Source organism: Paraburkholderia yinzeri (genome assembly GCF_046581065.1).
In the GTDB taxonomy this organism is placed as follows: Bacteria; Pseudomonadota; Gammaproteobacteria; order Burkholderiales; family Burkholderiaceae; genus Paraburkholderia.
In genome coordinates this window covers 401234-426200 of sequence record NZ_JBFOCJ010000001.1, presented here as the reverse complement: position 1 = coordinate 426200, position 24967 = coordinate 401234, and the positions used below count along the sequence as shown (strand labels likewise).

Below are 24967 nucleotides of genomic sequence, written 5' to 3'. Positions count from 1 at the left end.
AACAAAGGTACAACCGCGTAGCGCAGGAAGGCACCGCTGGGCGGCGCTCATGCCCCGTTGACGAGCCGGTCCCTCTCGCGATCTTCAACCGCCGCTGCGCGGACCTCGGCCCTCTCCGCTCGATCAGTCATTGCTTCGAGCTTGGCCCTCAGGACTGCCGCCGTGCGCTCAGCCTCGATACGTGCGTCCGTTTGCGCCTTGAGTTCCCCGCGCAACTCTTCCAACTCCCCGTCCCGCTCATCTGGTTTCCCTTGTGCGCCGCCGTTTTCGATGCACGCGACAGGATTCAGCCAGCGGGTCTCGGCCAGGTGCTCCGGCGACAAGTGCGCGTAGCGCATCGTCATGGTCAGGCTGTGGTGACCAAGCGCTCGTTGCAGCGCGAGGATGTTGCCACCGTTCATCATGAAATGACTGGCGAACGTGTGGCGAAGGACGTGCGTGAGCTGACCAGCGGGGAGCACCACGCTCGCGCGCTCAACCCCTTCGCGGAAAGCGGCAAATGCGGTCTCAAACAGGCGCCCGTTCGCTGGATCACCGTGTTCGTCGAAATGATCGATCAACTCCTGCTCAAGACCCTCAGTGATCGGCACGGCGCGCGCCTTGCTTGACTTCGTCTGCACGAACTGGATCATGCCGTTTTTGATCTGCGACCGACGCAGGCCTTCGGCTTCACCCCATCGCGCGCCGGTCGCAAGACAGACCTTCGAGACGCAGGCGACGTGCGGATTCTTTCCAGACGCTAGGGCCGTCAACAACGTCACGATTTGCACGGCCGTGAGGTAGGTGAGTTCCTGCTCTTGAACCTTAAAAGCACGGACATGTTTGAGCGGGTTTTCTTTCTTCCAGTGCTTGAGCCGTATGAGTTCATTGAACATTGCGCGAAGGTATGCATGTTCGCGATTCATGTTACTCGCCGTGACGCCAGAGCCCATTCGGCGCGCACGGTATTCGGCAAATATCTCGGCCGTAAATGCCTCGGCACGCGGGTTTCCCATCGCTTCACACATGGCGAGTAGCCGATTTTTTGTGTCTTCGCCTGCATTCAGACCCGAACCGTGATGCCGATGCCAAATGTCGACGAGTTCGGTCAACAGGCGAGCATCACGACGCGGTGGTGTCCAGTCTGGCACCTCTTGCACCTTAGCTCGGATGTGTCGCTCCCACGCGATCGCTTCGGCCTTGGTCGTGAACGTCTTCTTGAGGCGCTTCCCAGCCCGACCACCCGGTTGAATATTGACCTGCCAACCGCTATTAACTTTCTTGATCGTCATCTTTCTGAGGGAATAGTGTTCCGAAGAACCTAACGAACAACGATCGGGGTCCTTGGAGGAAACGCTTGTCTACTTTGATAGACACGAGAATGTTGTCGAACCAATTGAAGCCCTCCGTCCTCAGCCGTTCTTCCGCATCTCGCCTAGCTTTCCTGATCGCCAGATACTCCGGGTCGAGCACTAGCGGATAAAAATCGTGCCGACCTGACTCACCAAATGCGCGCATCGCCTTTTCATACGAGACATTTGCGGCCGGAGATATAACCGTCTCCATTGCTCCCAGTGCAGCCTCTTGAAGTTGCCGGCGACGTGCTGTCCTTTCACCTTCGTCGGTCGGTTCGCCCTTCAGCAGATCAATCAGGTAGTGAAATTCCCGGGTGGCGGCTTTCTGTTCGACGCCTCTCATCACCGGGAAATCTGTACTAGATTGGGCTGGAGCTATGTCGCCGCGCTCCGGGTCGGTGATGCCAGTCGTCATCCAGAAGGCGTATTGCGGCCAACGCTGGCCGATTGCCTGAATCATTTCCGCAGTCGGCCTTTGACCACGGAGGTAGGCCTTCCGCCAACTCACTGCTGGTATCTGCGAGAACTCTTCGAGAGCTTTGAACCTTCGAGCCTCGGGGGTTTCCGCATTAACTATCGCAATCATTCGGTCAGCGATATCACGCATTCCACTCTCCACTTGACGACACACCTATAGTTGCTTATCGTACATATAGTACGAATACATCCAACTGGTAATGGTGGATTATGAGCGCACAGATTGATTTTGCAAACCCTCAGGCTTTCCCCAACCTGCCTCCCGTACCAATGATGTCGCGAGAGGCATTCGCTGCCGCAATCGGCCTGCCAATCGGCGTCGTCATTGGCTTCTGCAACAAAGGTTACCTACCGACCGTGAGCATCGGGAAGTACAGCCTTATCAATATCGCCCTCCTTCAGAAACGCTGCTTGGAGCAAGGGTTCTCGCTATGACTTCGAAGAAGCCGCGAGGCAAAGCTCCGTCGTTGTCGAGCACCGCGTGTGCCTCGTTGACACGAAGCTCCAAACAAGTGCAAGGCGAACTGTTCAAGGCCGATACGCACTGGTTCCACTTCTTTCGGTCCATGGTCGATAGCGGCGACCTCTCGCGGATAGCTGGCTCGTCGCTCAAGGTCTATCTGGTTATAAAGGCGCACGTCAACTATCACACGGGCGTCGGATTTCCGAGTGTGGTAACCATTGCCGAAAAATCGGGCGTGTCGGTCGCTCAGGTCAAACGGGCGATTAGTGAACTCGTGGGCTTCGGCTACATCTTGAAATCGAGTGTTGGTCGCTCCAGCGAATACCGTATTCGAGAGGCTGTACGCATTCTCGACGAGTCAGGTAACCACACTGGAACAGCATCTTGGGAGTATGTCCCCTCGGCTGTGGAGGACACGCGAGATGACATCAAGAAAGTGCTGAAAGAGCAGAACGCCGAGAACGCTCGAATCGTTCATATCGAACGCCTTCAGGTCAACTTCAACCACGTTGAAGCCGGTGGCGTTGCTCTGAACATCAATGGTCTGAACGACATGCAAGCGGCGTTAAACCAGTTCCCAGACGGGCAGTTGAAGGAGCAGCTTGGGCGTATCTTCCTTCGGCTAAGTGCAGAAACAGAGCACGGCGAAACTTATACACAGCTCACCGGCGAGCCGGATCATGGGTGAGCTTTGGGAGACGTTCATTGAGCTCATCCATGAGCTCTATTTCCCGCAGATTTGGCTCGCCGGTGAGCTACTAAAGAGCATAGATATTTATCTATAAAGAAATCATCCCCCCTGGACATGGGTGTCTCTTTGACAGTCGAAATCTACTAGATAAGCAATCCTATTCGACTGACTTTCCCTCCGCCGAGATAATGACGATGAAGCCGATTAAGCTACTAGTGATTCTGACGATGGGCATATTCCTCGCCCTGCAATGGATTCGTCCGCTTGTGAGGTGGCCCTTATTGCTGTTGTCTGGTACCTCCCTGTTCGTTTTAGCGGCGACGCTCGTCATTCCATATCCAGTACCGATCCGCAATCAATTGCTGATGGCGACAGTTGGCACAGGTTCCTTGGCCCTGACGTATGCCTACGACGCGATTCTAGGTGCTTTGGTAGGCATCAGTGAAGGATTAGGAGACGCTTCGTGAGCCAACATTTCATCCCCCGAAAAGCGGCGGGAGCCGCCACCGAGGGGGAACCCCTCGCCTCTGCAAGCGATATCGGCATAGTCGCGCGGGAGCGCGGCGGCAACTCGCCGACCACCCACGAGTTGTGTATTGCGCAATACACAACCGCAAAAACTTTAGTCAACGAAAGTCGAGAGGCGTCTTCTGATCTAGGGCAGGAAACACTTTCTGCTAGAAAGTGGCCACACACCGGAGGTGTGGTGTGAGAAAAAGCACGACGGTCCGAGCACGCGTATCACCTGAAATGAGACTGAAGTTAGCTGCGGCAGCGAAACGACACGGTTGCAGCAGCGAGTCCCAGCTCCTCAGGCTGGTTCTTGCTAGGGTTTTGCATGATGAACCGCTACCCGTGGCGAAACCTAGTAAGTCACCGGTCGGGTCGCGGGTACAGGTGAACATCCAGTTAACGAGCGAAGAGAACTCGCTGGTTTGCGCGGCGGCATCAACTGAAGGGCTCCGCAGAACGGAATGGATTGTCAAGTTGATACGGGCAACCCTGCTGCGGCAACCGCAGTTCAATCGGGCTGAAATCGACGCACTGGCGGAGTCGAGCAGACAGCTTGCAGCTATCGGCAGGAATCTCAATCAGATCGCTAGGACCCTCAACCTTGATCCGAATGCGAGCTATCAGGTGACGGTCGATCTCATTGCGGAACTGTCGGCCGATATCAAACAACACTGCATGGAGGTCGGCGCAATGACGGACGCCAGCGTCAACCGCAGGGAGACACCACAATGACGAATCCGGCAGTCGCAAAGCTGTTCGATACGCTCGGCGTACTAGATTCTGTCGATGCCGATGAGCTCCGGCGGCTTACATCTGTCCGAGCTGGAGGCCAGTCCACGAACACTCCAGCGCCATCGATCCTCAAAGCACGATCGCCGGGAAAACGTTCATCCACAAACTCGGGCGGAACAGCTCGCGCAGCCATATCCAGGGTAGTCCGCCGAGCCCCTGAGGTTGTGGTCAAGGTCAGCAGCGTAGCGAAAGACACGGGCCGCGTATGGGCGCATCTGACCTACATAACTCGCAATGGTCGTATCGTCGCGGAAACCGATAGCGGCCAGGTGCTTACGTGTCTCGACGATATCCGTGAGCTGAATGAATATTGGTCGGAATGTCCCGGCAAAAGACGGTCAAACGGAAAGCTGGCGGTGAACATAGTGCTTTCCATGCCGGCCGGCACAAACGTGGAGCGGCTCGCTTCGGCAGTACGGGCGTTTTCGCAGGATGCATTCGTGGGACACGAATACGCTTTCGTTCTTCACACACCAGACACTGACCCGGACCCAGATGCACCTCCGCATCCGCATGCGCACATCTGCGTCAGAGCCGGTGCAGTGAATGGTCGTCGTCTTCGCCATGGTCCGCCCGAACTACAGGCGTTTCGGCAGCTATTTGCTGAGAAGCTGCGCGAGCAGGGAATTGAAGCGGCGGCGACGCCCCGCTCGATTCGCGGCGTCGTGAAAAAGCAGAAACCGCAGAGCTTATACCACGCAGCGAAGGGGCGTCGATCAACTGTTCAGGCGAGCAAGCTCCGCCAAGCGGCTAAGGCGGTGTTGAATGGGGAGCAGGTTGACGGCGTGTGGGAGCACCAAGCAAGCCAAAAGCAGAAAGAGGTACGCGAAGGATGGTTGACGCTAGCCAAGGGACTCGAAACATCTGAACGCTCTAACGATACTGTCCTAGCTCGAGACATCAAGTACTCTGTAGACAACCTGCCAGCCTTGCTGACCGAGCGCCAAGAAACCGCGAAAAAGATGAGTGAGACACTCAACAGGCAGCGTAGCAAAGACACATCCCCTGAAACACCAAGCGCCGACAGCAGATCCGCCACGGTCAAACGATCCAGGACCGCGCCAACCCGACGTAATTCGCCGGGAGAAAGTGACCATGAACGTTGAACACGTACCGAACCTTACGAAATAACGGGAAGGTCGAGCGCTGACACGCCCGACGCCCCCTGACCTCAACCCACCTGCAAGGAGGTGAATTATGGCTGACATCAATGGTAACGCTCCACCCGATCTATTGACCTGGTACACATCGCTCCAGTCGACGATATACGGAATGGGGAAATGCATCGATCTGCTCAAACCCAATCCCATGTACGACGACGTAGCGGCGATGCTGGGCGTATTTCACGACCAGTTGGACCACTTGGCACAGGACGGATTTCTTTTGGTCACGGAGGCCCTATGACAACCGAAATCGCTGTCAAATTCGAAACTGCCCTAGAGATCATGAATTCCATGATCGGGTACCTGTTAAATGAAATTGCGTCAGAAGAAGCGAAGCAGCATCCAAACGCCAAGCTCCTCGCTCGTTTGCATGTCAAACGCCAATTATTGGCATTCGAGCGACGCACACTTGATCCCGCCGATGACGTCGCTATTGAACACGTGCGCCGCGACTATGGCCAGTTCCTCAAGGAGGCGCGTGTCAAAAAAACTTTAGTCAACGAAAGTCCTGATCGTCAAACAAAAGGTGGAGAAACATCATGAGCTTCACTCTCTACGCAAATGTCTTCACGCATTACCAAAACGCGATCGACACGTTCATAGGCACATCCGTGCAGCGAACGATCAGCGCAATGCTCCCCGTCGTGACAACCTGCCTTGGCATCTACTTCATCCTCTATGCTTGGGCAGGAATTCGGGGCAAGGTGCAGGACTGGGGCAACGACATGGTGTTTCGTGTCATCAAGCTTACGCTGATTCTCAGCATCGGCTTTTCGGTCGCCGGCTATGGTCAGTATGTGCTCGATCCCGTGTTGAATTTGCCAACGGACTTGACAAGTATTGTCACCGGTCAGACACCCGATTCGGTTGCCGGCCCGGCCATCCTTGACCGGCAACTGGCACAAGCATGGTCTCTCGGACACGATGCTGTTACGCAAGGTTCTCTCCTGAGCTCCAGTGGCTTTGCGCTATACCTCGCAGGGCTCGTGTTCTACGCGTCAGGTTTTATCATGACACTGTACGCGGCTTATCTGATCCTGCTTTCGAAGGGCATGCTGACGCTTCTGCTAGCGTTCGGGCCGATCTTCATCGGCTGTCTGATCTTCGACGTGACGAAACGGTTTTTCGACGCGTGGCTCGGACTTCTCGTCAACTACGTCTTCGTCAACGTTTTCGCCGTGACAATCCTTTCGTTCACGTTCGTCGCGTTTCAGCAGTACCTAGACACCATGACGCCGAATTCGGGCCTCGGCGGTGCTCTCGGCTTGTTGGTGATTGCTATCATTGACGTGCTGATCATCATGGGCGTGACGCATCTCGCATCGAGTCTAGCGGGCGGCGCTCCGATCGGGACCGGGTTCGGGAATTGGGTAGTATCTTCGGCGACAGGTGGGGCGTCGCGCATGGTCGCGGGCAAACTCGCCCAGGGCGGTCGATGGGCTGGAGGCCGGGCAGGTGGCGCGGCGGCGCAAGGCGCGCGTGCTGCTGCTCGCGCGGCGACGAGTCGGTTTCGCATGAACAGCGTGAAGGGGCTATAGCACGGCGATGCGCCGGTGACATGCCAACATAGGGGGATTTCAAATTGAACGGAAAGCTTGCATGCTCGCTGCTGGTATCGTGTCTTGCGTTGGTGCTATCGGGATGCAAACACGAGTCCGTGGATACTCTTCAGGGCGCGTACGGGGCTGAGCAGAATGGGAAGCTTCAGCCGGTGATTAAGGTCGAGAAAACGGATGCAGGTTACGTTTTCGACGACTACCAGGATGGCAACTGGCGAATCGGCACGGAGGTGGCTGAGCCAATGACAAAGGAAGAATTCCAAAAGCTCGTCGGTGGCCCGATTGACGGCTCGTTCCTTGGACTGAAAACGAAGATGGCAATGGTTGCGAAGGTTCCGGCCGGATTCTCAGTTGGAAAATTTCGAACATCCACCGGGTATATGATGGTCTTCATGTTTGGACCGGTCGAGCTCACGAAATTGTGAGATAGCTATGGTCAGGGAGACCAATTCTAACCCTCGGACCGGACATTCTCCGAAGAGCGACGATGACGGAAAAACAGATTGATCGAGTTGAGCGTGCGCTGTCAAACGTTGAGGCCGGTTACTACGTGACCGATGAAGAGCTCGACACAAATCCGGCCGCGAGCAAGATCCAACGTCAACCGATCAAGGCTAAATGGGTCTGATTTGGATGCCCGAGGCGCGACGGGGTTTACAGCCCGAATTTCGCGCCCGGGTACAAGGATGAGGAACTTTGAACACCCATTCGGGCTGACCTCGCGCTCCCGCGCGAAGTCCACAAACGAAGCTTAGGAGCATAAAGGCGAGGCCGCTGCCCTCGGGGGCGGCTCCCGCCGCTAGGAGATGCGCCGAGCCTCCGTGATTCGAATAGGCCGTGATACGTTACGATACGGTTGATACGTTACGTTATGATATGAAATCAAGGTCCCCGTCCGGCGAAGCTCGATCTGTCCACCTTCTGCTTGGCTCCGAGCTCGAACACCCTAGCGTTCCTCGCGCGCGCTTTCTTCAAGAGGCTGCCGCCTCCTGGCGGCAATACCGCGAGACAGGTCTCCACCTGACCGGTGAAGAGGTGCGACGGTGGATAGGTGCTTGGGGCACGGAGAACGAAAGCGCAGCGCCCGAATGTCATAAGTAGCTCTGTGACATCCGTGGTTAGTCACTGCGGGTCTTGCTTACAAGGATGATGGACTATTAACAAACGGGATTCGATGCGCGGCAAATCACTGCAGCAAGCCGCTCCTGACTCTCACAGAGCCACCGGAACGATCACCACGCCCTTAAAAGAGTCATGAGTACGACATCAAATCCAATCGGTGACCTCAGAACGTTTTCACTCGACGAGCAGATTCAGCGGGCGCGAATCGCCGCCGCTCGGATGGACGCAGGCTACTATTTCACCGACGACGAGCTCGACGATGAGTTGCTGAACGCTGCGCAGCACCGACCAGGTGGCGAAAAAAGCGAGTGGCTGTAGGGCAAAGCACGTATCGCTTACGCTTTACACATAAGCTATGCAAGGATGAGTGACTATGAACGCCCCTAGCTCCGCGCCTCCCGATCAGGACGAGCCGCAACGATGTAAATTTGCGCTAGCACAAGCGCTGCAATGGGCGATCGAGTCTGCGGACAGAATACGTGCCGGCGAGTATTTCACTCGGGACCAAATCTTGGACAGCTCAATAACGGAACCGCCCCGTCGAAAGCGACCTTGCGCTCCCGCGCAAGGCAACGACCTGAGCTAGCAGGGGCGAGGGGGAGTTTCCCCCTCGGGGGCGGCTCCCGCCGCATTGGGTTGACGGCGCTCACGATCTCGTGATAACTGTTCGTCGTCTGCCCTCCCCAAAAGGTAATCCGCACGGATTCAACAACAATGACGCCCATCAAATTCCGAACGATCGAAGAAGCAAAGGCGCTGACGTTTCCCAAGACACCCAAAGAGCATATCGACGAAGCACGCCGCGATTTCGATTTTGTTCGAGGTGCAAATGCTAGTCGTCTGGCAAAAGTCAAACGCATTTATCATGCTGCGGACCTGCTAGCCTCGGAGATTTCCCCGCTTGCCGTATGTCAGAAAGGTTGCGGCCACTGCTGCCATATTGACGTTGGCGTCACGGAAATTGAGGCGCAGTACATAGAGCGGAATACTGGCGCGAGAAAGAATTTTGGAACATCGCGTAGCTCCGGCCACGGAGAAACCAAGACTCCGTGTCCGTTTTTGAGCGTTGACCACACGTGCTCTATCTACGAATTCCGGCCATTCGCGTGCAGAACCTATTTTGCTTTTGATGACCCGCGTTACTGCAATGACAACCACGTCACTCACGTGACATACGACGCTCGGGGAAACCCGATCTTGGCTGATTTCGCGAGGTTGCTCCTGGAATTGAACGGACAAGGGCGCTGGCGCGACATCCGGGACTTCTTCGCGCCTGTTGGTGCGTAGTGCGGGTTCCAGACATGCGCTGATCGGTTATCGAAGCGTCGATCAACCATCCTAAACCCCATCAACCCAGCGCCAACGCCGAGAAGAAACGTCACACTTGCTCTCGACATTGATAGGGTGGTTTATCGAAGTCACACCGTGCTACATTCCTCCCACAAAACGACGAGAGGTTATGCAGCATGGGTTTTGCATTCATACGTGAGGGCGACTCCACCTCGCATGGGGGTCGCGTTCTCGCCTGTACGGCGACAAACCTAGTGGACGGACGTCCTCTTGCCCTTTTGGGCGACATGGCGTCGTGCCCCAAGTGCGGGGGCATCTATCCCATCGTCGATGTCAAATCGCTCGGAATGACCTTCGATGGTCGTCCTGTGGCCTCAGAGGGAGACAAGGTTGCATGTGGGGCGACGTTGATCGCCTCACAGTCCACGGCGACCGCGTCGCCCACCGCAGGGCCAAGCGGCTCCGTCGGCGGCGGCAAGCACGTGCTGCCGCAACCAAGCCAAGATACGCCGCAGCGCGGACGTTTTCAGGTCCTCGACGACATCACGCGCCAACCCGTCGCGGGGCATCCTTACACCGTCCGATCGACGGACGGACGCGTGGTGCAGGGCACGACCGACGCGAACGGTTTCACGGGATGGCTCGAAAGCCACCAAGCGTCATCGCTCACGTTCAGCCATCCCGGGAGCGGCGGGGCATGAGCGGGTACGACCCAGGCTCCTCGTCCGGTGGCATGGCGCCCGGTGACGGTGAGACCACACAAGTTGGTCTGAACAGCCGTCTGTCGGCGAAGGACCGTGCGGTGTTGTGCTCCGTACTTTGCAAATGCAAAGCCGTCGGCGTCGCGACGAAGAACGGACGGATTCAGCGCCAACGCTGCGTTCAGATGCGCCTCAACGCCGCGAACGAAGTGTCACGCATCGAGACGGGCGCTCCGACGGGATACTGCCCAGAGCAATCGTACGACATGCGCAAAGAGCCTCCTGCGCCGATCACGGACCCGGACGACCCGCTTGCCCCGCACTCTAATCTGCGACAATGGATCGAGGACGCATGGCCTGGCGGGAGAAAAGCATACAAGGCGGGTGACGGCAACATGCGCCGGCCAGACGTTGTGATCGTGAACGATCCGACGCAACCGCCCGTGCAACCAAATCTCCGCATGGTCGTGGAGATGAAGTTTCCACCTGATGACTATGGTCCGAATCAGCAGCGCGACTACATCCGCATCGCCGGCGATCGGTCAAAGTTTGTGCGGATCGGCCCGGCCGAATGCGGCTGCGGCGACGACAAAATGGACGGCAAGACGTCCACGTCGACCCAGCCCCAATCGTCGTCGGACATGGACGAACTTTTGGGCGGAGGCGGTGGTAGCCACCCTCAGAGCGGTGGCTTGCCGCCTCCACCGACGATGCCACCGCTGCCGGCCCTTCCCTGATTGACTGACCTGCCATGACGAACGACGAGATCAAAGCCTGGGTCGATGACCCCCGACGCGCCGATACGCTTCCCTTCGGTGTGTACGAACCGGCGTACCGGAAAGGAATCACCGGCGCCGCGCTCGTGGTCCGTGGGGTCCTGTATTTCCGGAACGGCCACACGCCGGCCGTGCGGCAAGGCTTAGTCAAATGCTTCGAGGAATACCGTGCGACGATCGACGAGTACACGCACGCCCTGGAAGTTGCGGCTGGGCAAAAGCCGTCCAAAGACGTGCCGCTGCGCTGGTTCTACACCGAAGGCGAGCAGCCGGTAACGTACGACAAAGCGCCGGGGTTTGCGAGCCTGGCGAAGTCCGTGCCGGCCGACGTTGCGCTGGTCGCCACGATGACCAGCGCGGATCACAAACTCGCGACAGGCTTCTACGAGTTCGCCGTCTTCACGATCGCCGACTGGCAATCGAAGCTCAACCGCGGGCTGGACGCGCTCGATTTCACGGTGCCGCGTGCCTTTCTTCTGCAACGGCCCGGCGTGTTTCAGGCGTTGTTCACCGCGTTCGCCGAAGCGCTGCCGACCGTGCACGGTCATGCGGGTTTAGCGGTGAATCTGCCACCCATGGAGCGCGAAGCGAACGAGGCCAGCGAGTATTACCTCGCCCGTCGGTATGGCCCGGGCATTGACGTCGGTGACCCGATGGCGGTGGGCACCGTCGATCTGGTCGGTAGGATCAAGACCGTGGACTGGATGGTGGCGCTGGACACCGACCTAGTTCGCGCCGCCGGTGGGGCCTCCTCGCTGCCGCTCCCGCCGGAGTGGTACGTGCGCCAGCCGTTGGGGGATGGGGGTTTGATCATCCAAGCCGGTGCTGCGCCGGAATCGGGCATTTCCGCAGGACCAGGCAAGCCGCCCGAGCCTCCCCCCGCCTACGTCCTGCTGAACGCTGCGCTGCACTCGCTCATCCCCGAAAAAACGGACATTATCCAGTCCGGCACCCTCGACAGTACCGCGCCGCTGCTCAACACGAACGTTGCTTCCGAAGCATGGCTTCGGCGTTTCGACGTGCCGAAGGAGAGCATCAACGATTATTGGCGCGAACTGCACACGACCCCCAAGGTCACGAGCAGCAAAGCCGCCGTCGCGGAAAACATCAAGCGTCTGCGGCAGGCGATGGGCCTTCCCGATGTTGCCGCGCCGAACGGTATGGGATACGACGGCAACTCGCCCGACTGATTGGCCTACTCCGCCCGGCGATCCACCGGATCGGGGCTTCGAGAAACGCTCAACCGTCGGCCGAGCGCCGACTCGGTGCCCTGCTGAATGTCCATCACGATGCGCGTGCGTCTCCTGCAATTGCGGTGGATGATCGGATGCAGGTTCAACGGAAGTTCAACAGCGTTGTTGTTTAACAAGGCCGTGAAGTGGATCGTCGGCATGTAACTTTTTGAATAGTCACGCATTGGCACTTATAGTCGCGCAATGAAAGGGACTTTTAATCCGTTGGTCACTGGTTCGAATCCAGTACGACCCACATGAAACCGGGCGTCCGACGCCAGCCGGCAAACGTGGCTTCGACTCCGTTTGACTGCAGGCACGGGCGGGAGAACGGTCCCTCCAGAATCGGGGACATCAACAGCGCCCGTCTCGGGGCGAGGACGGCGCCAGGTTCAACCAGGCGATGGATGGCGGTCAGCCACCGGTGGTGGACCTCTCGTTACGGAAACGCATCATGCCGGGGGGGCCCGACGCATATCGTACGGCATGGTCCTTCGGGCCGGGTTGAATCTCACACCAGAATTCCTGGTGACGGGCGCCGAGACGTCGGGCCGCTTCATAGCGATGAAAATGACTGGCAAGCCAGAACTGGCAGCCATCAAAGAAGACCTTCATCGCCGGCTGCGCCGCGCGCATTGAACCGCTGCGGACGGCAGACATGGCGTCCTGTAGCGCTGCGTCGGCGAACAATCCCTTAGAGGCAAGCTCATCGTCAACCGAGAGCTGCAGGAACTTGAGATAGTCCCGGCCGAGCACGCCGGCAGGAAGTTTCACCGAGGAGCGGGCGGGCGAACGAGGATGGCCTGGCATGATGTCTGATTCCGCGGGGACAGCAAGACGGTCGTGATGCGGGCTATGTCGCCACACTCCCGATCCGCGATCGACCTGCCTGGCCAGGTCAGCTCATTCCTCAGCCATGAGATGGCGGATCACGAGCGCCGGGTCGGCGATATCCAGAATCAGGCGGCGAAGGATACGCCTGCGCATGTGTTCCTCGTCGAGAGTCCACGGCGCACCCTTTTCGCTGAGATAGCGAGCGAGAGCATCCTGGTTGTCTGCGCCAGCCGGCAGGTCAAGCCGCACGGCCAGCAGTCCCGCCACGACGTCATCGATCTCGATGTCGAGCGGTCTTGAGTCTATGAAAAGTTCGAGTTTCATGACGGTCTCGGGCAAAAAGCGGCACTGCCCCCGAGAAGACTGAAAGAACAGTGCCGAAGAAAATGCACCGGCCGGGCTGGACGACCGGTGCAGAGCGGAACCGATGCGGTCAGTACTCCAGTTCCGGCGCGCTCGCCTGCGCCGGCTTTTCGTCCTTCGGCGCTTCGGCCACCGTTGCATCCGTCGTCAGGATCAGCCCGGCGATCGATGCGGCGTTCTGCAGAGCCGTGCGCGTGACCTTGGTGGGATCGACCACCCCCGCCTCGACAAGATCGCCGTATTCGCCGGTGGCCGCGTTGTAGCCGAAGTTGCCCTTGCCTTCGAGCACCTTCGCGATGACCACCGAAGGCTCATCGCCCGCGTTTGAGGCGATCACGCGCATTGGCGCTTCGAGTGCGCGCAGCACGATCTGGATGCCCGCGTCCTGATCACTGTTGACGCCTTTCAGGCTCGTCACGGCCGAACGCGCGCGTACGAGCGCGACGCCACCACCCGGCACGATGCCTTCCTCGACCGCCGCACGCGTGGCGTGCAGCGCGTCGTCGACGCGGTCCTTCTTCTCCTTCATCTCAACCTCGGTGGCCGCCCCGACCCTGATCACGGCCACGCCGCCGGCGAGCTTCGCGACACGCTCCTGGAGCTTCTCGCGATCATAGTCGCTCGTCGTGTCCTCAATCTGCCGGCGAATCGAATGCACGCGCTCCTGGATGCGCTTCTCCTCGCCCGCGCCGTCGATGATGATGGTGTCGTCCTTGCGTACCTCGACGCGTTTTGCAGACCCGAGATCCTCGAGCGTGGCCTTCTGCAACTGCTTGCCGGTCTCTTCCGAGATGACGGTCGCGCCCGTGAGGATGGCGATGTCCTCGAGCATGGCCTTGCGACGATCGCCGAAGCCGGGCGCCTTGACGGCGGCAACCTTCAGGATGCCGCGCATCGCGTTAACCACGAGCGTAGCCAGTGCTTCGCCGTCGATGTCTTCCGCGACGATCAGCAGGGGCTTGCCTGCCTTGGACGTGGCTTCGAGGACCGGGAGCAGGTCCCGGATATTCGAGATCTTTTTGTCGTGCAGCAGGATCAGCGCGTCGTCGAGATATGCGGCCTGCCTGTCGGGATCGTTGATGAAGTAGGGGCTCACGTAGCCGCGGTCGAACTGCATGCCCTCGACCACGTCCAGTTCGTTCTCGAGTGACTTGCCGTCCTCGACCGTGATGACGCCTTCCTTGCCGACTCTCTCCATCGCGTCAGCAATGATTTTCCCGATTGCCTCGTCGGAGTTGGCCGAGATGGAACCGACCTGAGCGATTTCGCGGTTCGTCGAAATCGGTTTGGACAGCTTGCGCAGTTCGTCGAGCACGGCCGCGACCGCCTTGTCGATACCGCGCTTCAGATCCATCGGATTCATGCCCGCGGCGACGTGTTTCATGCCTTCCTGCACGATCGCCTGGGCAAGCACGGTGGCGGTGGTGGTGCCGTCGCCCGCCACGTCGGCGGTTTTCGATGCAACCTGTTTGACCACCTGCGCACCCATGTTTTCGAACCGGTCCTTCAGCTCGATTTCCTTGGCGACCGACACGCCATCCTTCGTGATGGTGGGCGCGCCGAAGCTGCGCTCGATCAGCACGTTGCGGCCTTTGGGTCCGAGCGTGACCTTCACGGCATCGGCGAGCACGTTCACGCCCCTGACGATACGGGCGCGGGCGCTGTCATGGAATTTGACGTCTTTTGCACTCATGTTGTTGCTCCGGGTAAAGTCGTTGACTCAGCGCGTCGCGAACGACCGGGCGGGCGTCCGCGAGCGATTGTGAATTCAGGCGGCCTTGCGGGCGGTTGCCGCGTCGGCTTCGAGAACGCCCATGACGTCCTCCTCGCGCATGACGAGCAGTTCCTCGCCATCGACCTTGACGGTCTGGCCTGCGTATTTGCCGAAGAGCACCTGGTCACCGACCTTCAGCTGGAGCGCGCGCAGCGTTCCATCCTGCAGCAGCCGGCCGCTGCCGACGGCGACGACTTCGCCCTGTTCTGGTTTTTCTGCCGCTGAATCGGGAATCACGATGCCCGAAGCTGTCGTCCGCTGCGTTTCGATTCGCTTGACGATAACCCGGTCGTAGAGGGGACGAATCTGCATTTCCATCTCCTGAGCGATTAAAGGATCACCAATAAGAATCCGGCTGCATATGGGGCACGTGAAAAGCCTCCGTGCAGCCGAGCCAATGTCTGGCGGAAAGCGAAATAGAGGCGGCCATCGCACCCTTCAAGGGGCGTGAAAATGTCTGTTTGTAACAAATTGTTTCAACGTGGCAGGAGGATGCGACGGACCGTCCCGAGGCGATAAACCGTGCGGCCACACCCATCCGGGCGACGGGGCGCAGGGGGTACCGGACACGGTGGCCGGCGTCCGCCGTCGGCGTCCAGGGTGTCATCCGGTTCGTTGAGCGTGCCCCACAGGCCGCCCTTGACGGGGCGGAAGAGCCAGCGCAGATAGCCGCTGCGCGCGGCAAGCTGCATCAGTTCGCCGCGATCGGTATCGTCATCGAGAAGCGGCCGGTCGCGGGCCCCGTCCTCTCCGTAGTCGCCGAACGCCTGCCTGCAGGCGAGCGCCTCGGCCGCGCTTGCACCGATCACGTTGCAGCCGCGCTGCTCAACGCGCTCGACCTCCCACGCGCCGGATTGCCAGGCGGCGTCCAGCAGCATGGCGTCCACGGTCTCGAAGCTGTGCCACGGTGCATCGAGCCGGACGGCCGATCCCGGAACCGGTCGAGGCGGGATCTCAATGCCGGGCAGGACAAGCGGCGTCGCACGCCGGAATCCATGCCAGTGGAGGATTGCGATGAGTGGCGTATTCACCTGTGCCGCCGCCGTGACGGTGACGGCAAAGAGCGGCAGGCGCACGGTGTCGATCTGCTGCTGAAGCCTGTCGAAAAGGTCCATGAAGCCTCCCGGTTGACATGTTGCAGGGCCTCTTGAAATTTCCGTTCCTTGCACTATTTTATTCATCGCTCAGGCAGTCGCGATAAGCGCTGCGTGTTTCGATTTGTTTGTCGGCGGGTTTCTCACGGACAGGCGGACTGGAGCGCGTGGTTCCGTTCGTCTTTCGTGCGCGGCCCCCGGTTTCAGGGAACCAGTCGTGAGCGATCTTTTCTTCAGCACCGATCTGCTGGGCGAATTCGACCGCCTGCAACGGCAGATGGCCAGCGTCTTCGCGGGCTTTCCCGCAAGCCTGCGCGCCACGCGCAGCGAAACCGTTCCCCCCGTCAACCTCGGCAGCACCGACGACAGCGTCGTGATCGTCGCGTTCGCGCCAGGACTCGATCCGGCAGCAATCGACGTCTCGATCGACAAGGGGTTGCTGACGATCAGTGGCGAACGCAAGCCGCCCGGACCTGAAGCGGACGATGAGACGCGCGTCTACGCCAGGGAACGCTTCATGGGGGCATTCCGGCGCGTGATCGAGCTGCCGCAGCGCGCGAACCCCGACAAGGTCAGTGCGCGCTACGTCAACGGTTGCCTGACGGTGAGCGTCGGACGTCCCGGGGCGTCGAAGCCACGCGCCATCGCCGTTCAGTAAGCCTGATGGATATGAAGCATGAGAAAGCTACGGAGGACATCATGAACGACAGCACCGAACTGGCTACCCGCCGGGCGGGCACAGAGGTTGCCCCCGGAGCGGGTGCGCAGGCAGCGAAGCCGCGCACCTGGGTCGCACCTGCCGTCGACGTGTTCGAGGACAGCCGCGGTATCACACTATATGCGGACCTGCCGGGCGTGCCGCGCGAAAAACTCGACGTGCGCGTGCAGGACGGCAGTCTGAACATCGAGGCCGAGGCGGTGATTCCGACTCCATCAGGACTGCGCCTGCAGCATGGCGAGGTGCTCCACCCGCACTTCTGGCGGGCGTTCACGCTCAGTCCGGATTTTGACGCCTCGCGCATCGACGCACAGTTGCGCGATGGCGTCCTGAAGCTCACCGTTCCTCGTCGTGAGGAGGCAAAGTCGCGACGCATTGAGGTGAGCGTTGGTTAGGCGTACGCACAGGGGCAAGTCCGGTCATGCGGCGTGGTCCGCAGGGCCCGCGCCGCGTGACCCGCCACGCGGAGGTAGTTATGGACAACGAACGCAGCCAAAGCTGGAAGGGCTTCATGATCGAGACCTTCGCGTTTCCGGTCCGGCACTGCGCGTTGCCGGCAGACCGGCCAGACAGGTACATGGCCATCGTGCGCATCCGGCGTGCGGAGCACACGGTCACGGACTGGCATCTGCCGCGCTACGCCCAGCACTGGGCAAGCGCGGACGAGGCGCACCGGGAGACGGTCGAGTACGCGATACGCGCCATCAACGCGGGCTGTCTCAACGACACGGATTCGCCGCCGCGCTTCCTCGCGTGAGCGCGCCGCGCTGCGTGGCTGCGCACTTGTATGGCCAGCATTATGTGTCCTTTTTCTGCACCGTGCCCCTGTTTTCGGGGCCATGTCTTACAGGAGACGAAAATGCTCAGTCCGCACGAATTTGCGACCCTGATGCTGGTTCGTCAGGCGCCGGACCAGCTCGACATGGACCGCGCCGAGCTCGACGCGCTGCTCGAACGCCAGCTCGTCATGCTGGAACATTGCGGCGAGGGCGCACGCCGCGCATACCTGACCGGAAAGGGCCGAACATTCCTCGACGCGCTCCACCCGGGAGGCGCAACACGTCGAAGCCAGAAGACCGCCGGCAACGGCGGTGGGGAGAGGCCGGAGCCGTCCCCCGTGCCGGGCGGCCAACCGACCGATATCGTGGTGCCGGGACATGCAGGCTGAATGGTTGTGCGATCACAACGCCTGGCTTGTCATCTCCGCGGTAACGCGTGGGCGCGAGGTTACCGTGAAACTCTGCGGTAACCTCGGTGCGATACAGGTCGTCGCGGCAGCGTCCGGTCCCATCGATGGTGACCCGGGCGTGCAGGTCGAGGAATGACAGGTGCTGCACTGAACAGACTGGACGCGAATTGCGCGTGCCCGGACATGTTCCGGACACGACGCTCAGCCGGAGGTGTCATATGCAAACGGACAAAGTCATCGAGTATCACGGCTGCGAGGTCCGGCCGGTGGTAACCGCTGCCGGGAGTGGCCGTTACACAGCCACGGCCATCGTCACCGACCGGGCGGGCGAAATACGCACGCTCGGTGTCGATGGAGATTTTGCCAACGCCCAGGAGGCACGCGATGAAGCGCTGGAGCTTGCCGTCGCATGGATCCAGCAACGCTCGGTTGTTTCGGACCGGTATGTCCGACGGACCTAGCCTCCAGGCAGCAACTTCCGTCCGGACGCAGGGTGAACAACGGCGGACTCGAGGGTCGATCCGGGTCCGCTTCGCCGAGCTTCCGGAACTGTTTGGGCACAAGCCACCTCAAGGAAAAGAGAATGACAGATATTGCAGTCATCGATCCCGACGACGAAGACGCGCTTTATGAACGCATCCGGCTCCTGCTCTTCAGCGCTGACCTGCCGGTGCAGCGTCTCCAAGCCGACATCGACGATATCGGACGTTTCACCGCGCCGGATGTGCGCTCACCGCACCTGCGCCTGGTCGAGGCCATGCCGCCGCTCACACCCGCTGCTGAAGCGATCGTGCGCGCCATGATCCGCGCATACGGCATGGAGCTGTTCGGGCGCGGCAGCGCGAACTCGGGGCTGCGTGCCTTGATCAAGGCTGGACCTGTCAAGTTTGGACAGACGGCCTTGATGCTGGGGCCCGACGCGCCCGTGCCGGAGCGGGCGCGTCCGCTTGTCGAGGAGTTCAACCGAATTTTTGAGCGCTTCCCCGAAAGTGGCTTCCCGCAGGCGCGATACATTCTTTCGGCCATCGGGCTGCCGGTCGGCCGCGACGTACCTCGCCAGTCAAGTCGTTCGCTCCAACGCGACTGGCAGATTTGGGGATCTGGGGAGCAACGGAACAGCGAACCGACTTAAGGCAACGTAATGCCGCAATGCCAACGCGGACAAGGCACCTAGGCCAGGTGAACTGTTGGCTCGTCGTTCCCATCCGGGAATAAACTGGCCTGCATCGCGGGCGGCAGTCGAACGGCCATCTTCGGCCGCTCCTCCGGGACGTTGAATGGACATTCGAACGTTGCCTTCACCTTCGGCAAGAGACATTCGAAAGCGGACAGCGATCGCCTCGGACGTCGGTCGATCCTATGTCGGGAACCCGCTCGTCGCGCGAAATCGCGCACCGTCCGGCATCCTTGTCGTGGCCAGCACGCTTTCGGTTCCGGCTACCCTTCTAACGCCTCGATGATCCCTGGCGTGTGCTGCCCCGGCTGCCGACCGTGGAACTATCGATGTCTGTGCCTGATTTCCCGGCCGGCGTAGACAGCCAGAAAGGTGCCGACAAGCATTGCAGCCATCGCGAGCGATTCATCAAGGGAATCGCAGGGTCCCGATGACTTCGCATAGATCCAGATGCCGATCCCAGCCACCATCAGGAACATCCCCAAAAGCAGCCCCCATACCGGCCCGGCCGAATCGGACTGCAATCTATGAGACATTTTCATAGCACTCCCCCCGCGACACACTGGCTGTTCACTGCGCACTTCATGAGGCTCACAACCGGATACAGCACGTCACGCATGCGACTGTTGGGGCCTCGCGCCACTGCTGTACGCTTCTCAATCATCCAGGGCCTCGCGCTCAAGTCGGTCGCGCGAAATGTGACGGACATCCTTACCCTTGACAACATAGATGACAAGTTCTGCCAGGTTCTTCGCATGGTCGCCGATCCGTTCGATGGCCGACGCGATGGACACGTAGTCGAGCGCGGAAGAGATGATGCGGGGATTCTCCGCCATCAATGTCGGCAGCTTGCGCACGAATGCGCGGTACTGCTCGTCGATCGCCTCATCCTCACGCATGATCCGGGCTGCCTCAACCGTATCAAGCCGCGCGAATGCAGCAAGCGCGTTGTGGAAGATGGTTCCCGCCATCTGGCCGGATGACCGGATTTCCGCGATATTCATGTTCCTGCCCGCAGCGTCATTCGCGATTCTGCTCGTCCGCTTTGCGATCTTGCGCGCTTCATCGCCTGCGCGCTCGAGATTGCTGATCCCCTTGGAGAAGGCCAACAGTTGACGCAGATCGGATGCGATAGGCTGGCGCCGCGCAATGATGTTGCTGCACGCGGCATCGATTTCGACTTCCATCGCATTGAGTCGATGCTCCTCATCAACCACCTTCTCGACCAGACCCATGTCGAAGTGGCTGAGCGCGTCCATCGCATCGGCCAATTGGGCCTCAACCAGCCCACCCATCTCGAAAAATCTCGACGACAGGTGTTCCAGGTCGGCATCAAACTGGCTGGAAATGTGTTTGTCTGGCATAGAAAACTCCCTCTTGCCAGAAAGACGATAAACTGTTTGTACGGTTTATTCAAACCCGAAAAAATCATGAAGCCAATGGCTACCAGGAACAGAAGCGGCAAGCGAGCGCATGTATCCCCGGACGACGGTGCCAACGAGGCAGTGGCCAGCGGGAAGTCGGTCCAAACTGAGCAAACCCGACGTGTGGCGGCCAAGCCACAGGCCCGGAAGGTAATACCCTTTGAAGCGCCTTCTGCGCGCGCCGTCCGCCGGCGCAGGGAGCATGTCAAACAGGAAAAGGTTGTGCGCGACACCTTCACGATGCCCAGGGAGGACTACGAACAGCTCGCGGTACTCAAGCAGCGCTGCCTCGATGCTGGCCGGCCCGTGAAGAAGAGCGAGCTCGTCCGTGCAGGGCTGCTTCTGCTGGCATCTGCACCGACGAAACGTCTTCTTGCGGCCGTCAAGGCGGTCGAACCGGTCAAGACCGGCCGGCCACCGAAATCGAAGTAAGCCGTGCTCGCGGCCAAACAGGAGGCCCGGCGGGAACACCAAGGCAGGAGGGCGCAGGGTTCGACATGGCACTGACCCATTCGCGCGCGCCGCAATTGTCAGACAAATACCACAATTCCACCCTTGGCTAACGTCCGCTTCTAACGCGGGCAGCGAATCGGGGCAGGAAGATGATCGAAAATCTCGAACTTCTGTCGCGCATGTTGATAGCAGCGCTGCTCGGCAGCGTGATCGGCTTCGAGCGCGAGCGACTGAACTGGGCGGCCGGCTTGCGCACGCACATGCTGGTCTGCGTTGGGGCCGCGATGATGATGCTCGTTTCGGCATTCGGTTTTCCGACGTGCTGGGCGAGAAGAACGTCGTGCTCGATCCATCTCGGGTCGCCGCCCAGGTGGTTTCCGGTATTGGCTTTCTCGGCGCGGGGTCGATACTGCTTCGTGGCGAAGTCGTGCGCGGTTTGACGACGGCAGCGAGCCTCTGGTCGGTCGCGGGTATCGGCCTGGCGGTGGGTGGTGGCATGTACACTGCCGCGATCGGTGCGACGGTCATCATCATGATCATCCTGGTCGGTGTGAAACCGCTGGAGCGGCGCTTTATCTCCGTGCGTCAGCAGCGCACCATACAGCTGCTGGTCGAGCGCGGCAGTGTCTCGCTGGATATCGTCCATCAGGCACTCGGCACGGGGAGCGTTCGCGTCAAGCAGTTCATCGTCCAGCAGTCGGAGGATGACGCCGATCTCGACGATGTGCAGATTGCTTTGTCGCGGGTGAACGCGAGCGAATTCTCGACGATATGCACGCGGCTCGAAGCCATGTCGGGCGTGCGCGAATGTCGACGCGAGAAATAAGGCGGGGAGACGGTCATGACGCGAAGCTACGACTATGAAGGCTTTACGCTCGAGATTTCTGTTGAGTCCGACATCAGCATCGGACCGAACAGGCGCGAGCCAATGCGGCCAGGGTACGTTGCTATCGTCAGGATATTTCACGCAGCGAGCACCGTAGCGGTGTTTTCACCCTTGCGCTTTGGCGAAGCGCGCGGCCGTCCCTTCGCAACAGAGGCTGACGCGCTCATGGGTGGATACAACGCCGCGTGCAAACTTGTCGATGATCTGTTCAGCCTTGACCGGTACTGATTTGAATGGTCAAGGCCTGACTGAAAAACCACGACGCCGCCATTTTTTGTCGGATTTCCACCGACGTTCACACTTAATCCCGCAGTGGCGGAACTCTTCGGTAACCAGATTTACGCTTCGGCCTAGTTCGGTGCCGCGAAACCAGCAGCGGATGCGTATCTTCGCTATCGTGATCGCCTCGGTGTGAGCGCATCGGACCATTTTTGATAAGTACATCGAATCAAATGTAGGGGGAGCGATCAGCGCAGGTCTTCACGGCCGCGTGTTTACCGGCGCCGGGGCGCGATCCGCAGAACTGCAACGACTCAATTTGCCTAGCCGGCGTTGCAGCAAATGAAGCCGATGCCCTGGCGCCACGAATAGCCCCCCTCCGCTTGGCTTCACAAGTGTCGCGGCTTTCGCTAGTTCGATGAGGCGCGACGCGTCAGCGTCCACTTTAGCAACGAAACCTGCCCTCGCTGACCTCTATTGCTGAACGTCGCCAACGGGTCGTCCACGGCCATATGCAGGTGGCCAAGACCGACAATTGAAGCCGGGATAGCGATCGTTCTGCCCGCGAGGAAGCAGGGCCGATGACTGGAATCGAGCCAGACTGATAACTTTTCTTATCGGTCCGCTATCAAATCTGGACTAAACTGGCGGTCATGAAAATACGCGAGACCGAACCCGCCGGGTTCCCCGACGACGCCGAACTGGCCGCGCTGCGCGCGTGGTATGCCGGGCTCGACGCCCGCTCGGCCGTCGCCCGATATCTGGGCGACCGCAAGGCGCCGGGGATGTCCGCGCGCGGCGTGCTCGGGCGTATCCGGCGCGCACTGGTCGCGTTCGCGATGAGTCGTCACCGGGCCGACCTGGCAGAAACATTCGACGAGCGATCGGCAGTGTCGGCTGATATCGTCGCGCACACGATCGAGACATTGCGCAACCTGCCGGCTCCGGAGCCGCACATCGCCGACGAAATTGACCAGTGGTTGCCACAGCGGGTGGTGGTTGCCCTGCAGGCGCATGGAATCCGGACCTTCGCAGACCTGACCGTGCGGATTCCGCGCCGGCGGCGCTGGTGGGCAACGATCACCGGACTCGGCACGGCAGGCGCACGCCATGTCGAAGCATTCTTTGCGGCCCATCCAGCGCTGACCGAGCGTGCGCGCGCGCTGGTTGCGGCAGCCCCTTCAGGGCAGATCGTCCCGTGGGAACAACTGCGCCTGCCGCACGAGGTCGACGGCTCGCACGGACAGTTTCGCGCACCACGGCACGTATGCCTGCTCAAGGCGTCGAACGACTACGAGGCGGTGCAATCCTGGCTGTCCCTCCACGAGTCCACCGCCACGCAGCGCGCCTACCGGAAGGAGGCGGAACGCCTGATCCTGTGGGCGATCGTCGAGCGGGGCTGCGCGCTGTCCTCGCTGACCACCGATGACGCAATCGCCTACCGGGCATTCCTGCGACGGCCGACACCACGCGAGCGCTGGGTCGGGCCGTCGCGGCCACGACAAAGCGTGGAATGGCGACCGTTCAGCGGACCTTTATCGACGCGCTCCGTTGCGTACGCACTCACCGTACTTGCAGCCCTGTTCCGGTGGCTGGTCGAACAGCGCTACGTCCTTGCGAACCCGTTCGCTGGCGTCAAGGTGCGAGGAAGCGTGAAAGCGGGCCTCGACGTTACCCGCGGCTTTACTGAAGGCGAATGGCTGCTGCTCCGCACGATCGCCGATGGCCTCGAATGGTCCTACGGCTGGAGCGAGGCGGCCGCCCAGCGGCTTCGGTTCCTGCTGGATTTCGGATACGCAACCGGCCTGCGGGCCAGCGAATTGACAGGCGCAACGCTCGGACACATCCACATTGACGAGCATGGTGATCACTGGCTGCATCTCGTCGGCAAGGGTGGCAAGATGGGCAAGGTCGCGCTCCCGACGCTGGCGCGTATGGCGCTGGATCAGTATCTGGTGCAACGCCGGTTGCCGGTCACGCGCGAACGGTGGGATCCGGCAACGGTGATCGTGGCCAGCCTCGCGGAAGATGGCACCGGGATCGAAATCACGCGACTCGGACGCGTGCTGCGACGCTTCTTCGCACTGGTCGCCGACACGATCAGGGATGAGCGGCCTGCGATGGCGGAGAAGCTGCGGCGCGCGAGCCCCCATTGGCTGCGCCACACGCACGCTTCACTCGCGCTCGCGCGCGGAACCGAACTGATCATGGTGCGCGACAATCTAAGGCACGCGTCGATCTCAACGACGTCGATCTACCTGCACGGCGACGAGGTCAAACGGGCAAGACAGTTCGATCAGGCGTTTGGTGTACCCAGCCGCTAGCGATAGCGGCTACATGGCCATCAATCCGGACCCGGAAAAGCTTCATCTTTACTTCGCGAATCTCGCAACCGGTTGATTTTTAACGAAAACAATTCTTCGGAATCGCGCGAATTCATCTGAATTCAGCGAAGTTCCAACTTTACTTCGCAAAACGGAACATCTTTCCTTCGGCGGACGTCTTCGGATCGTACAGTCTCTTTCCATTCGTCCGGTGAGTCAGCAACCAGAGTGAGGCTGGGCACGATGTATCCTCTCCTGCTTCTCGTTTTTTGCCGGCGTCGAGGCTTTCGACGACGCGGTCCACCGCGACTTCGCTGAGCGAAAGTCTAACGAAATTTGCGGACCTCTATCCGATCGGGAACAATCACACCAACTAACAGAGTCCCTGGCGGCTCCTGGCCG

The 24967-nt window shown here is 60.0% G+C and carries 33 protein-coding genes and 1 pseudogene; 25 read left to right on the top strand and 9 right to left on the bottom strand.

What is annotated here, in order from left to right:
* Nucleotides 1–47: 47 nt before the first annotated feature.
* Both WJ542_RS02010 and WJ542_RS02005 read right to left on the bottom strand, forming a co-directional pair.
* Nucleotides 48–1271, bottom strand: coding sequence for a phage integrase (locus tag WJ542_RS02010; protein ID WP_411187388.1), 1224 nt, complete (start codon nucleotides 1269–1271; stop codon nucleotides 48–50).
* On the bottom strand, nucleotides 1252–1941 hold the full coding sequence (locus WJ542_RS02005) for a hypothetical protein (protein WP_411187386.1): 690 nt from the start codon (nucleotides 1939–1941) through the stop codon (nucleotides 1252–1254). Before WJ542_RS02005 ends, WJ542_RS02010 begins: the two co-directional genes overlap by 20 nt.
* Before the next feature lie 382 nt (nucleotides 1942–2323).
* Between WJ542_RS02005 and WJ542_RS02000 the strand changes: the two genes are divergently transcribed.
* The 15 genes from WJ542_RS02000 to WJ542_RS01930 all read left to right on the top strand — a co-directional run bounded on the left by WJ542_RS02000 (nucleotide 2324) and on the right by WJ542_RS01930 (nucleotide 12071).
* Nucleotides 2324–2962, top strand: coding sequence for a helix-turn-helix domain-containing protein (locus WJ542_RS02000; protein ID WP_411187384.1), 639 nt, complete (start codon nucleotides 2324–2326; stop codon nucleotides 2960–2962).
* A 197-nt stretch (nucleotides 2963–3159) separates the two neighbouring features.
* On the top strand, nucleotides 3160–3432 hold the full coding sequence (locus WJ542_RS01995) for a hypothetical protein (protein WP_411187382.1): 273 nt from the start codon (nucleotides 3160–3162) through the stop codon (nucleotides 3430–3432).
* A complete protein-coding gene (locus tag WJ542_RS01990) occupies nucleotides 3429–3677 on the top strand; it encodes a hypothetical protein (RefSeq protein WP_411187380.1) in 249 nt (82 codons plus the stop codon). Before WJ542_RS01995 ends, WJ542_RS01990 begins: the two co-directional genes overlap by 4 nt.
* 185 nt (nucleotides 3678–3862) lie before the next feature.
* A complete protein-coding gene (gene mobC, locus WJ542_RS01985) occupies nucleotides 3863–4210 on the top strand; it encodes a plasmid mobilization relaxosome protein MobC (RefSeq protein ID WP_411187378.1) in 348 nt (115 codons plus the stop codon).
* Between the two features lie 224 nt (nucleotides 4211–4434).
* Nucleotides 4435–5376, top strand: a complete 942-nt coding sequence (locus tag WJ542_RS01980) for a relaxase/mobilization nuclease domain-containing protein (RefSeq protein ID WP_411187376.1) — start codon at nucleotides 4435–4437, stop codon at nucleotides 5374–5376.
* Nucleotides 5377–5467: 91 nt separating this feature from the next.
* Complete coding sequence (locus WJ542_RS01975; protein WP_411187374.1) at nucleotides 5468–5674, top strand: hypothetical protein; 207 nt, start codon at nucleotides 5468–5470, stop codon at nucleotides 5672–5674.
* Nucleotides 5671–5976, top strand: a complete 306-nt coding sequence (locus WJ542_RS01970) for a hypothetical protein (RefSeq protein WP_411187372.1) — start codon at nucleotides 5671–5673, stop codon at nucleotides 5974–5976. Before WJ542_RS01975 ends, WJ542_RS01970 begins: the two co-directional genes overlap by 4 nt.
* The gene (locus tag WJ542_RS01965) at nucleotides 5973–6971 is read left to right on the top strand and encodes a TrbL/VirB6 family protein (RefSeq protein ID WP_411187370.1); all 999 of its coding nucleotides are present in this window, start codon (nucleotides 5973–5975) and stop codon (nucleotides 6969–6971) included. The genes WJ542_RS01970 and WJ542_RS01965 overlap by 4 nt, the downstream gene beginning before the upstream one ends.
* A gap of 119 nt (nucleotides 6972–7090) precedes the next feature.
* A complete protein-coding gene (locus WJ542_RS01960) occupies nucleotides 7091–7417 on the top strand; it encodes a hypothetical protein (protein WP_411187368.1) in 327 nt (108 codons plus the stop codon).
* Between the two features lie 62 nt (nucleotides 7418–7479).
* Nucleotides 7480–7620, top strand: a complete 141-nt coding sequence (locus tag WJ542_RS01955; protein WP_411187367.1) for a hypothetical protein — start codon at nucleotides 7480–7482, stop codon at nucleotides 7618–7620.
* Nucleotides 7621–8246: 626 nt separating this feature from the next.
* Nucleotides 8247–8432, top strand: a complete 186-nt coding sequence (locus WJ542_RS01950; RefSeq protein WP_411187365.1) for a hypothetical protein — start codon at nucleotides 8247–8249, stop codon at nucleotides 8430–8432.
* A 396-nt stretch (nucleotides 8433–8828) separates the two neighbouring features.
* Nucleotides 8829–9401, top strand: a complete 573-nt coding sequence (locus WJ542_RS01945; RefSeq protein ID WP_411187363.1) for a YkgJ family cysteine cluster protein — start codon at nucleotides 8829–8831, stop codon at nucleotides 9399–9401.
* 179 nt (nucleotides 9402–9580) lie between these two features.
* Complete coding sequence (locus tag WJ542_RS01940; RefSeq protein ID WP_411187361.1) at nucleotides 9581–10105, top strand: PAAR domain-containing protein; 525 nt, start codon at nucleotides 9581–9583, stop codon at nucleotides 10103–10105.
* The gene (locus WJ542_RS01935; RefSeq protein WP_411187359.1) at nucleotides 10102–10842 is read left to right on the top strand and encodes a VRR-NUC domain-containing protein; all 741 of its coding nucleotides are present in this window, start codon (nucleotides 10102–10104) and stop codon (nucleotides 10840–10842) included. Before WJ542_RS01940 ends, WJ542_RS01935 begins: the two co-directional genes overlap by 4 nt.
* 14 nt (nucleotides 10843–10856) lie before the next feature.
* The gene (locus WJ542_RS01930) at nucleotides 10857–12071 is read left to right on the top strand and encodes a DUF3396 domain-containing protein (RefSeq protein ID WP_411187357.1); all 1215 of its coding nucleotides are present in this window, start codon (nucleotides 10857–10859) and stop codon (nucleotides 12069–12071) included.
* Between the two features lie 5 nt (nucleotides 12072–12076).
* Here the strand turns inward: WJ542_RS01930 and WJ542_RS01925 are convergent, their stop codons facing one another.
* From WJ542_RS01925 to WJ542_RS01900, 6 genes are all read right to left on the bottom strand, one after another.
* Nucleotides 12077–12274, bottom strand: a complete 198-nt coding sequence (locus WJ542_RS01925; RefSeq protein WP_411187355.1) for a hypothetical protein — start codon at nucleotides 12272–12274, stop codon at nucleotides 12077–12079.
* 253 nt (nucleotides 12275–12527) lie between these two features.
* Nucleotides 12528–12923 (bottom strand): hypothetical protein, encoded by a 396-nt coding sequence (locus tag WJ542_RS01920; RefSeq protein ID WP_411187353.1) that lies wholly within the window; start codon nucleotides 12921–12923, stop codon nucleotides 12528–12530.
* 93 nt (nucleotides 12924–13016) lie between these two features.
* A complete protein-coding gene (locus tag WJ542_RS01915) occupies nucleotides 13017–13271 on the bottom strand; it encodes a hypothetical protein (protein ID WP_368700003.1) in 255 nt (84 codons plus the stop codon).
* A 109-nt stretch (nucleotides 13272–13380) separates the two neighbouring features.
* Nucleotides 13381–15003, bottom strand: a complete 1623-nt coding sequence (groL, locus tag WJ542_RS01910; RefSeq protein WP_411187351.1) for a chaperonin GroEL — start codon at nucleotides 15001–15003, stop codon at nucleotides 13381–13383.
* Between the two features lie 75 nt (nucleotides 15004–15078).
* On the bottom strand, nucleotides 15079–15396 hold the full coding sequence (locus WJ542_RS01905; protein ID WP_234775430.1) for a co-chaperone GroES: 318 nt from the start codon (nucleotides 15394–15396) through the stop codon (nucleotides 15079–15081).
* Between the two features lie 164 nt (nucleotides 15397–15560).
* Entirely contained in the window at nucleotides 15561–16199 is a 639-nt protein-coding gene (locus WJ542_RS01900; RefSeq protein ID WP_411187349.1) for a diguanylate cyclase, read from the bottom strand.
* Between the two features lie 196 nt (nucleotides 16200–16395).
* On the opposite strand from WJ542_RS01900, the gene WJ542_RS01895 reads away from it, so the two are divergent.
* The 6 genes from WJ542_RS01895 (at nucleotide 16396) to WJ542_RS01870 (ending at nucleotide 19217) form a co-directional block, all read left to right on the top strand.
* Nucleotides 16396–16836, top strand: a complete 441-nt coding sequence (locus WJ542_RS01895) for an Hsp20/alpha crystallin family protein (protein WP_411187347.1) — start codon at nucleotides 16396–16398, stop codon at nucleotides 16834–16836.
* A gap of 41 nt (nucleotides 16837–16877) precedes the next feature.
* Nucleotides 16878–17291 carry an Hsp20/alpha crystallin family protein gene (locus WJ542_RS01890; RefSeq protein ID WP_411187345.1) on the top strand — a complete coding sequence of 138 codons (414 nt, stop codon included), beginning with the start codon at nucleotides 16878–16880 and terminating at the stop codon, nucleotides 17289–17291.
* 80 nt (nucleotides 17292–17371) lie between these two features.
* Nucleotides 17372–17653, top strand: a complete 282-nt coding sequence (locus WJ542_RS01885; RefSeq protein WP_234775426.1) for a hypothetical protein — start codon at nucleotides 17372–17374, stop codon at nucleotides 17651–17653.
* A 102-nt stretch (nucleotides 17654–17755) separates the two neighbouring features.
* Nucleotides 17756–18064, top strand: coding sequence for a hypothetical protein (locus WJ542_RS01880; protein ID WP_411187343.1), 309 nt, complete (start codon nucleotides 17756–17758; stop codon nucleotides 18062–18064).
* Nucleotides 18065–18303: 239 nt separating this feature from the next.
* Nucleotides 18304–18546 carry a hypothetical protein gene (locus tag WJ542_RS01875; RefSeq protein WP_411187341.1) on the top strand — a complete coding sequence of 81 codons (243 nt, stop codon included), beginning with the start codon at nucleotides 18304–18306 and terminating at the stop codon, nucleotides 18544–18546.
* 122 nt (nucleotides 18547–18668) lie between these two features.
* The gene (locus tag WJ542_RS01870) at nucleotides 18669–19217 is read left to right on the top strand and encodes a hypothetical protein (RefSeq protein WP_234775423.1); all 549 of its coding nucleotides are present in this window, start codon (nucleotides 18669–18671) and stop codon (nucleotides 19215–19217) included.
* A 698-nt stretch (nucleotides 19218–19915) separates the two neighbouring features.
* Here the strand turns inward: WJ542_RS01870 and phoU are convergent.
* Complete coding sequence (gene phoU, locus WJ542_RS01865; protein WP_411187339.1) at nucleotides 19916–20623, bottom strand: phosphate signaling complex protein PhoU; 708 nt, start codon at nucleotides 20621–20623, stop codon at nucleotides 19916–19918.
* Between the two features lie 282 nt (nucleotides 20624–20905).
* Between phoU and WJ542_RS01860 the strand changes: the two genes are divergently transcribed.
* From WJ542_RS01860 to WJ542_RS01845, 4 genes and pseudogenes are all read left to right on the top strand, one after another.
* On the top strand, nucleotides 20906–21115 hold the full coding sequence (locus tag WJ542_RS01860) for a hypothetical protein (protein ID WP_234775421.1): 210 nt from the start codon (nucleotides 20906–20908) through the stop codon (nucleotides 21113–21115).
* 170 nt (nucleotides 21116–21285) lie between these two features.
* Nucleotides 21286–21962: pseudogene (locus WJ542_RS01855) on the top strand (MgtC/SapB family protein).
* Nucleotides 21963–21977: 15 nt separating this feature from the next.
* Nucleotides 21978–22250, top strand: coding sequence for a hypothetical protein (locus WJ542_RS01850; protein ID WP_234775420.1), 273 nt, complete (start codon nucleotides 21978–21980; stop codon nucleotides 22248–22250).
* A gap of 644 nt (nucleotides 22251–22894) precedes the next feature.
* Nucleotides 22895–24565 (top strand): phage integrase family protein, encoded by a 1671-nt coding sequence (locus tag WJ542_RS01845; protein WP_411187336.1) that lies wholly within the window; start codon nucleotides 22895–22897, stop codon nucleotides 24563–24565.
* Nucleotides 24566–24967 lie beyond the last annotated feature (402 nt).

What these genes read in the sequence shown, in the direction of transcription:
- WJ542_RS02010 (WP_411187388.1), bottom strand. Translation starts at nt 1,271, where the DNA reads ATGACGATCAAGAAAGTTAATAGCGGTTGGCAGGTCAATATTCAACCG.
- WJ542_RS02005 (WP_411187386.1), bottom strand. Translation starts at nt 1,941, where the DNA reads ATGCGTGATATCGCTGACCGAATGATTGCGATAGTTAATGCGGAAACC.
- WJ542_RS01995 (WP_411187382.1), top strand. Translation starts at nt 3,160, where the DNA reads ATGAAGCCGATTAAGCTACTAGTGATTCTGACGATGGGCATATTCCTC.
- WJ542_RS01975 (WP_411187374.1), top strand. Translation starts at nt 5,468, where the DNA reads ATGGCTGACATCAATGGTAACGCTCCACCCGATCTATTGACCTGGTAC.
- WJ542_RS01970 (WP_411187372.1), top strand. Translation starts at nt 5,671, where the DNA reads ATGACAACCGAAATCGCTGTCAAATTCGAAACTGCCCTAGAGATCATG.
- WJ542_RS01965 (WP_411187370.1), top strand. Translation starts at nt 5,973, where the DNA reads ATGAGCTTCACTCTCTACGCAAATGTCTTCACGCATTACCAAAACGCG.
- WJ542_RS01955 (WP_411187367.1), top strand. Translation starts at nt 7,480, where the DNA reads ATGACGGAAAAACAGATTGATCGAGTTGAGCGTGCGCTGTCAAACGTT.
- WJ542_RS01950 (WP_411187365.1), top strand. Translation starts at nt 8,247, where the DNA reads ATGAGTACGACATCAAATCCAATCGGTGACCTCAGAACGTTTTCACTC.
- WJ542_RS01945 (WP_411187363.1), top strand. Translation starts at nt 8,829, where the DNA reads ATGACGCCCATCAAATTCCGAACGATCGAAGAAGCAAAGGCGCTGACG.
- WJ542_RS01940 (WP_411187361.1), top strand. Translation starts at nt 9,581, where the DNA reads ATGGGTTTTGCATTCATACGTGAGGGCGACTCCACCTCGCATGGGGGT.
- WJ542_RS01935 (WP_411187359.1), top strand. Translation starts at nt 10,102, where the DNA reads ATGAGCGGGTACGACCCAGGCTCCTCGTCCGGTGGCATGGCGCCCGGT.
- WJ542_RS01930 (WP_411187357.1), top strand. Translation starts at nt 10,857, where the DNA reads ATGACGAACGACGAGATCAAAGCCTGGGTCGATGACCCCCGACGCGCC.
- WJ542_RS01925 (WP_411187355.1), bottom strand. Translation starts at nt 12,274, where the DNA reads ATGCCGACGATCCACTTCACGGCCTTGTTAAACAACAACGCTGTTGAA.
- WJ542_RS01920 (WP_411187353.1), bottom strand. Translation starts at nt 12,923, where the DNA reads ATGCCAGGCCATCCTCGTTCGCCCGCCCGCTCCTCGGTGAAACTTCCT.
- WJ542_RS01915 (WP_368700003.1), bottom strand. Translation starts at nt 13,271, where the DNA reads ATGAAACTCGAACTTTTCATAGACTCAAGACCGCTCGACATCGAGATC.
- groL (WP_411187351.1), bottom strand. Translation starts at nt 15,003, where the DNA reads ATGAGTGCAAAAGACGTCAAATTCCATGACAGCGCCCGCGCCCGTATC.
- WJ542_RS01905 (WP_234775430.1), bottom strand. Translation starts at nt 15,396, where the DNA reads ATGCAGATTCGTCCCCTCTACGACCGGGTTATCGTCAAGCGAATCGAA.
- WJ542_RS01900 (WP_411187349.1), bottom strand. Translation starts at nt 16,199, where the DNA reads ATGGACCTTTTCGACAGGCTTCAGCAGCAGATCGACACCGTGCGCCTG.
- WJ542_RS01890 (WP_411187345.1), top strand. Translation starts at nt 16,878, where the DNA reads ATGAACGACAGCACCGAACTGGCTACCCGCCGGGCGGGCACAGAGGTT.
- WJ542_RS01885 (WP_234775426.1), top strand. Translation starts at nt 17,372, where the DNA reads ATGGACAACGAACGCAGCCAAAGCTGGAAGGGCTTCATGATCGAGACC.
- WJ542_RS01880 (WP_411187343.1), top strand. Translation starts at nt 17,756, where the DNA reads ATGCTCAGTCCGCACGAATTTGCGACCCTGATGCTGGTTCGTCAGGCG.
- WJ542_RS01875 (WP_411187341.1), top strand. Translation starts at nt 18,304, where the DNA reads ATGCAAACGGACAAAGTCATCGAGTATCACGGCTGCGAGGTCCGGCCG.
- WJ542_RS01870 (WP_234775423.1), top strand. Translation starts at nt 18,669, where the DNA reads ATGACAGATATTGCAGTCATCGATCCCGACGACGAAGACGCGCTTTAT.
- phoU (WP_411187339.1), bottom strand. Translation starts at nt 20,623, where the DNA reads ATGCCAGACAAACACATTTCCAGCCAGTTTGATGCCGACCTGGAACAC.
- WJ542_RS01850 (WP_234775420.1), top strand. Translation starts at nt 21,978, where the DNA reads ATGACGCGAAGCTACGACTATGAAGGCTTTACGCTCGAGATTTCTGTT.
- WJ542_RS01845 (WP_411187336.1), top strand. Translation starts at nt 22,895, where the DNA reads ATGAAAATACGCGAGACCGAACCCGCCGGGTTCCCCGACGACGCCGAA.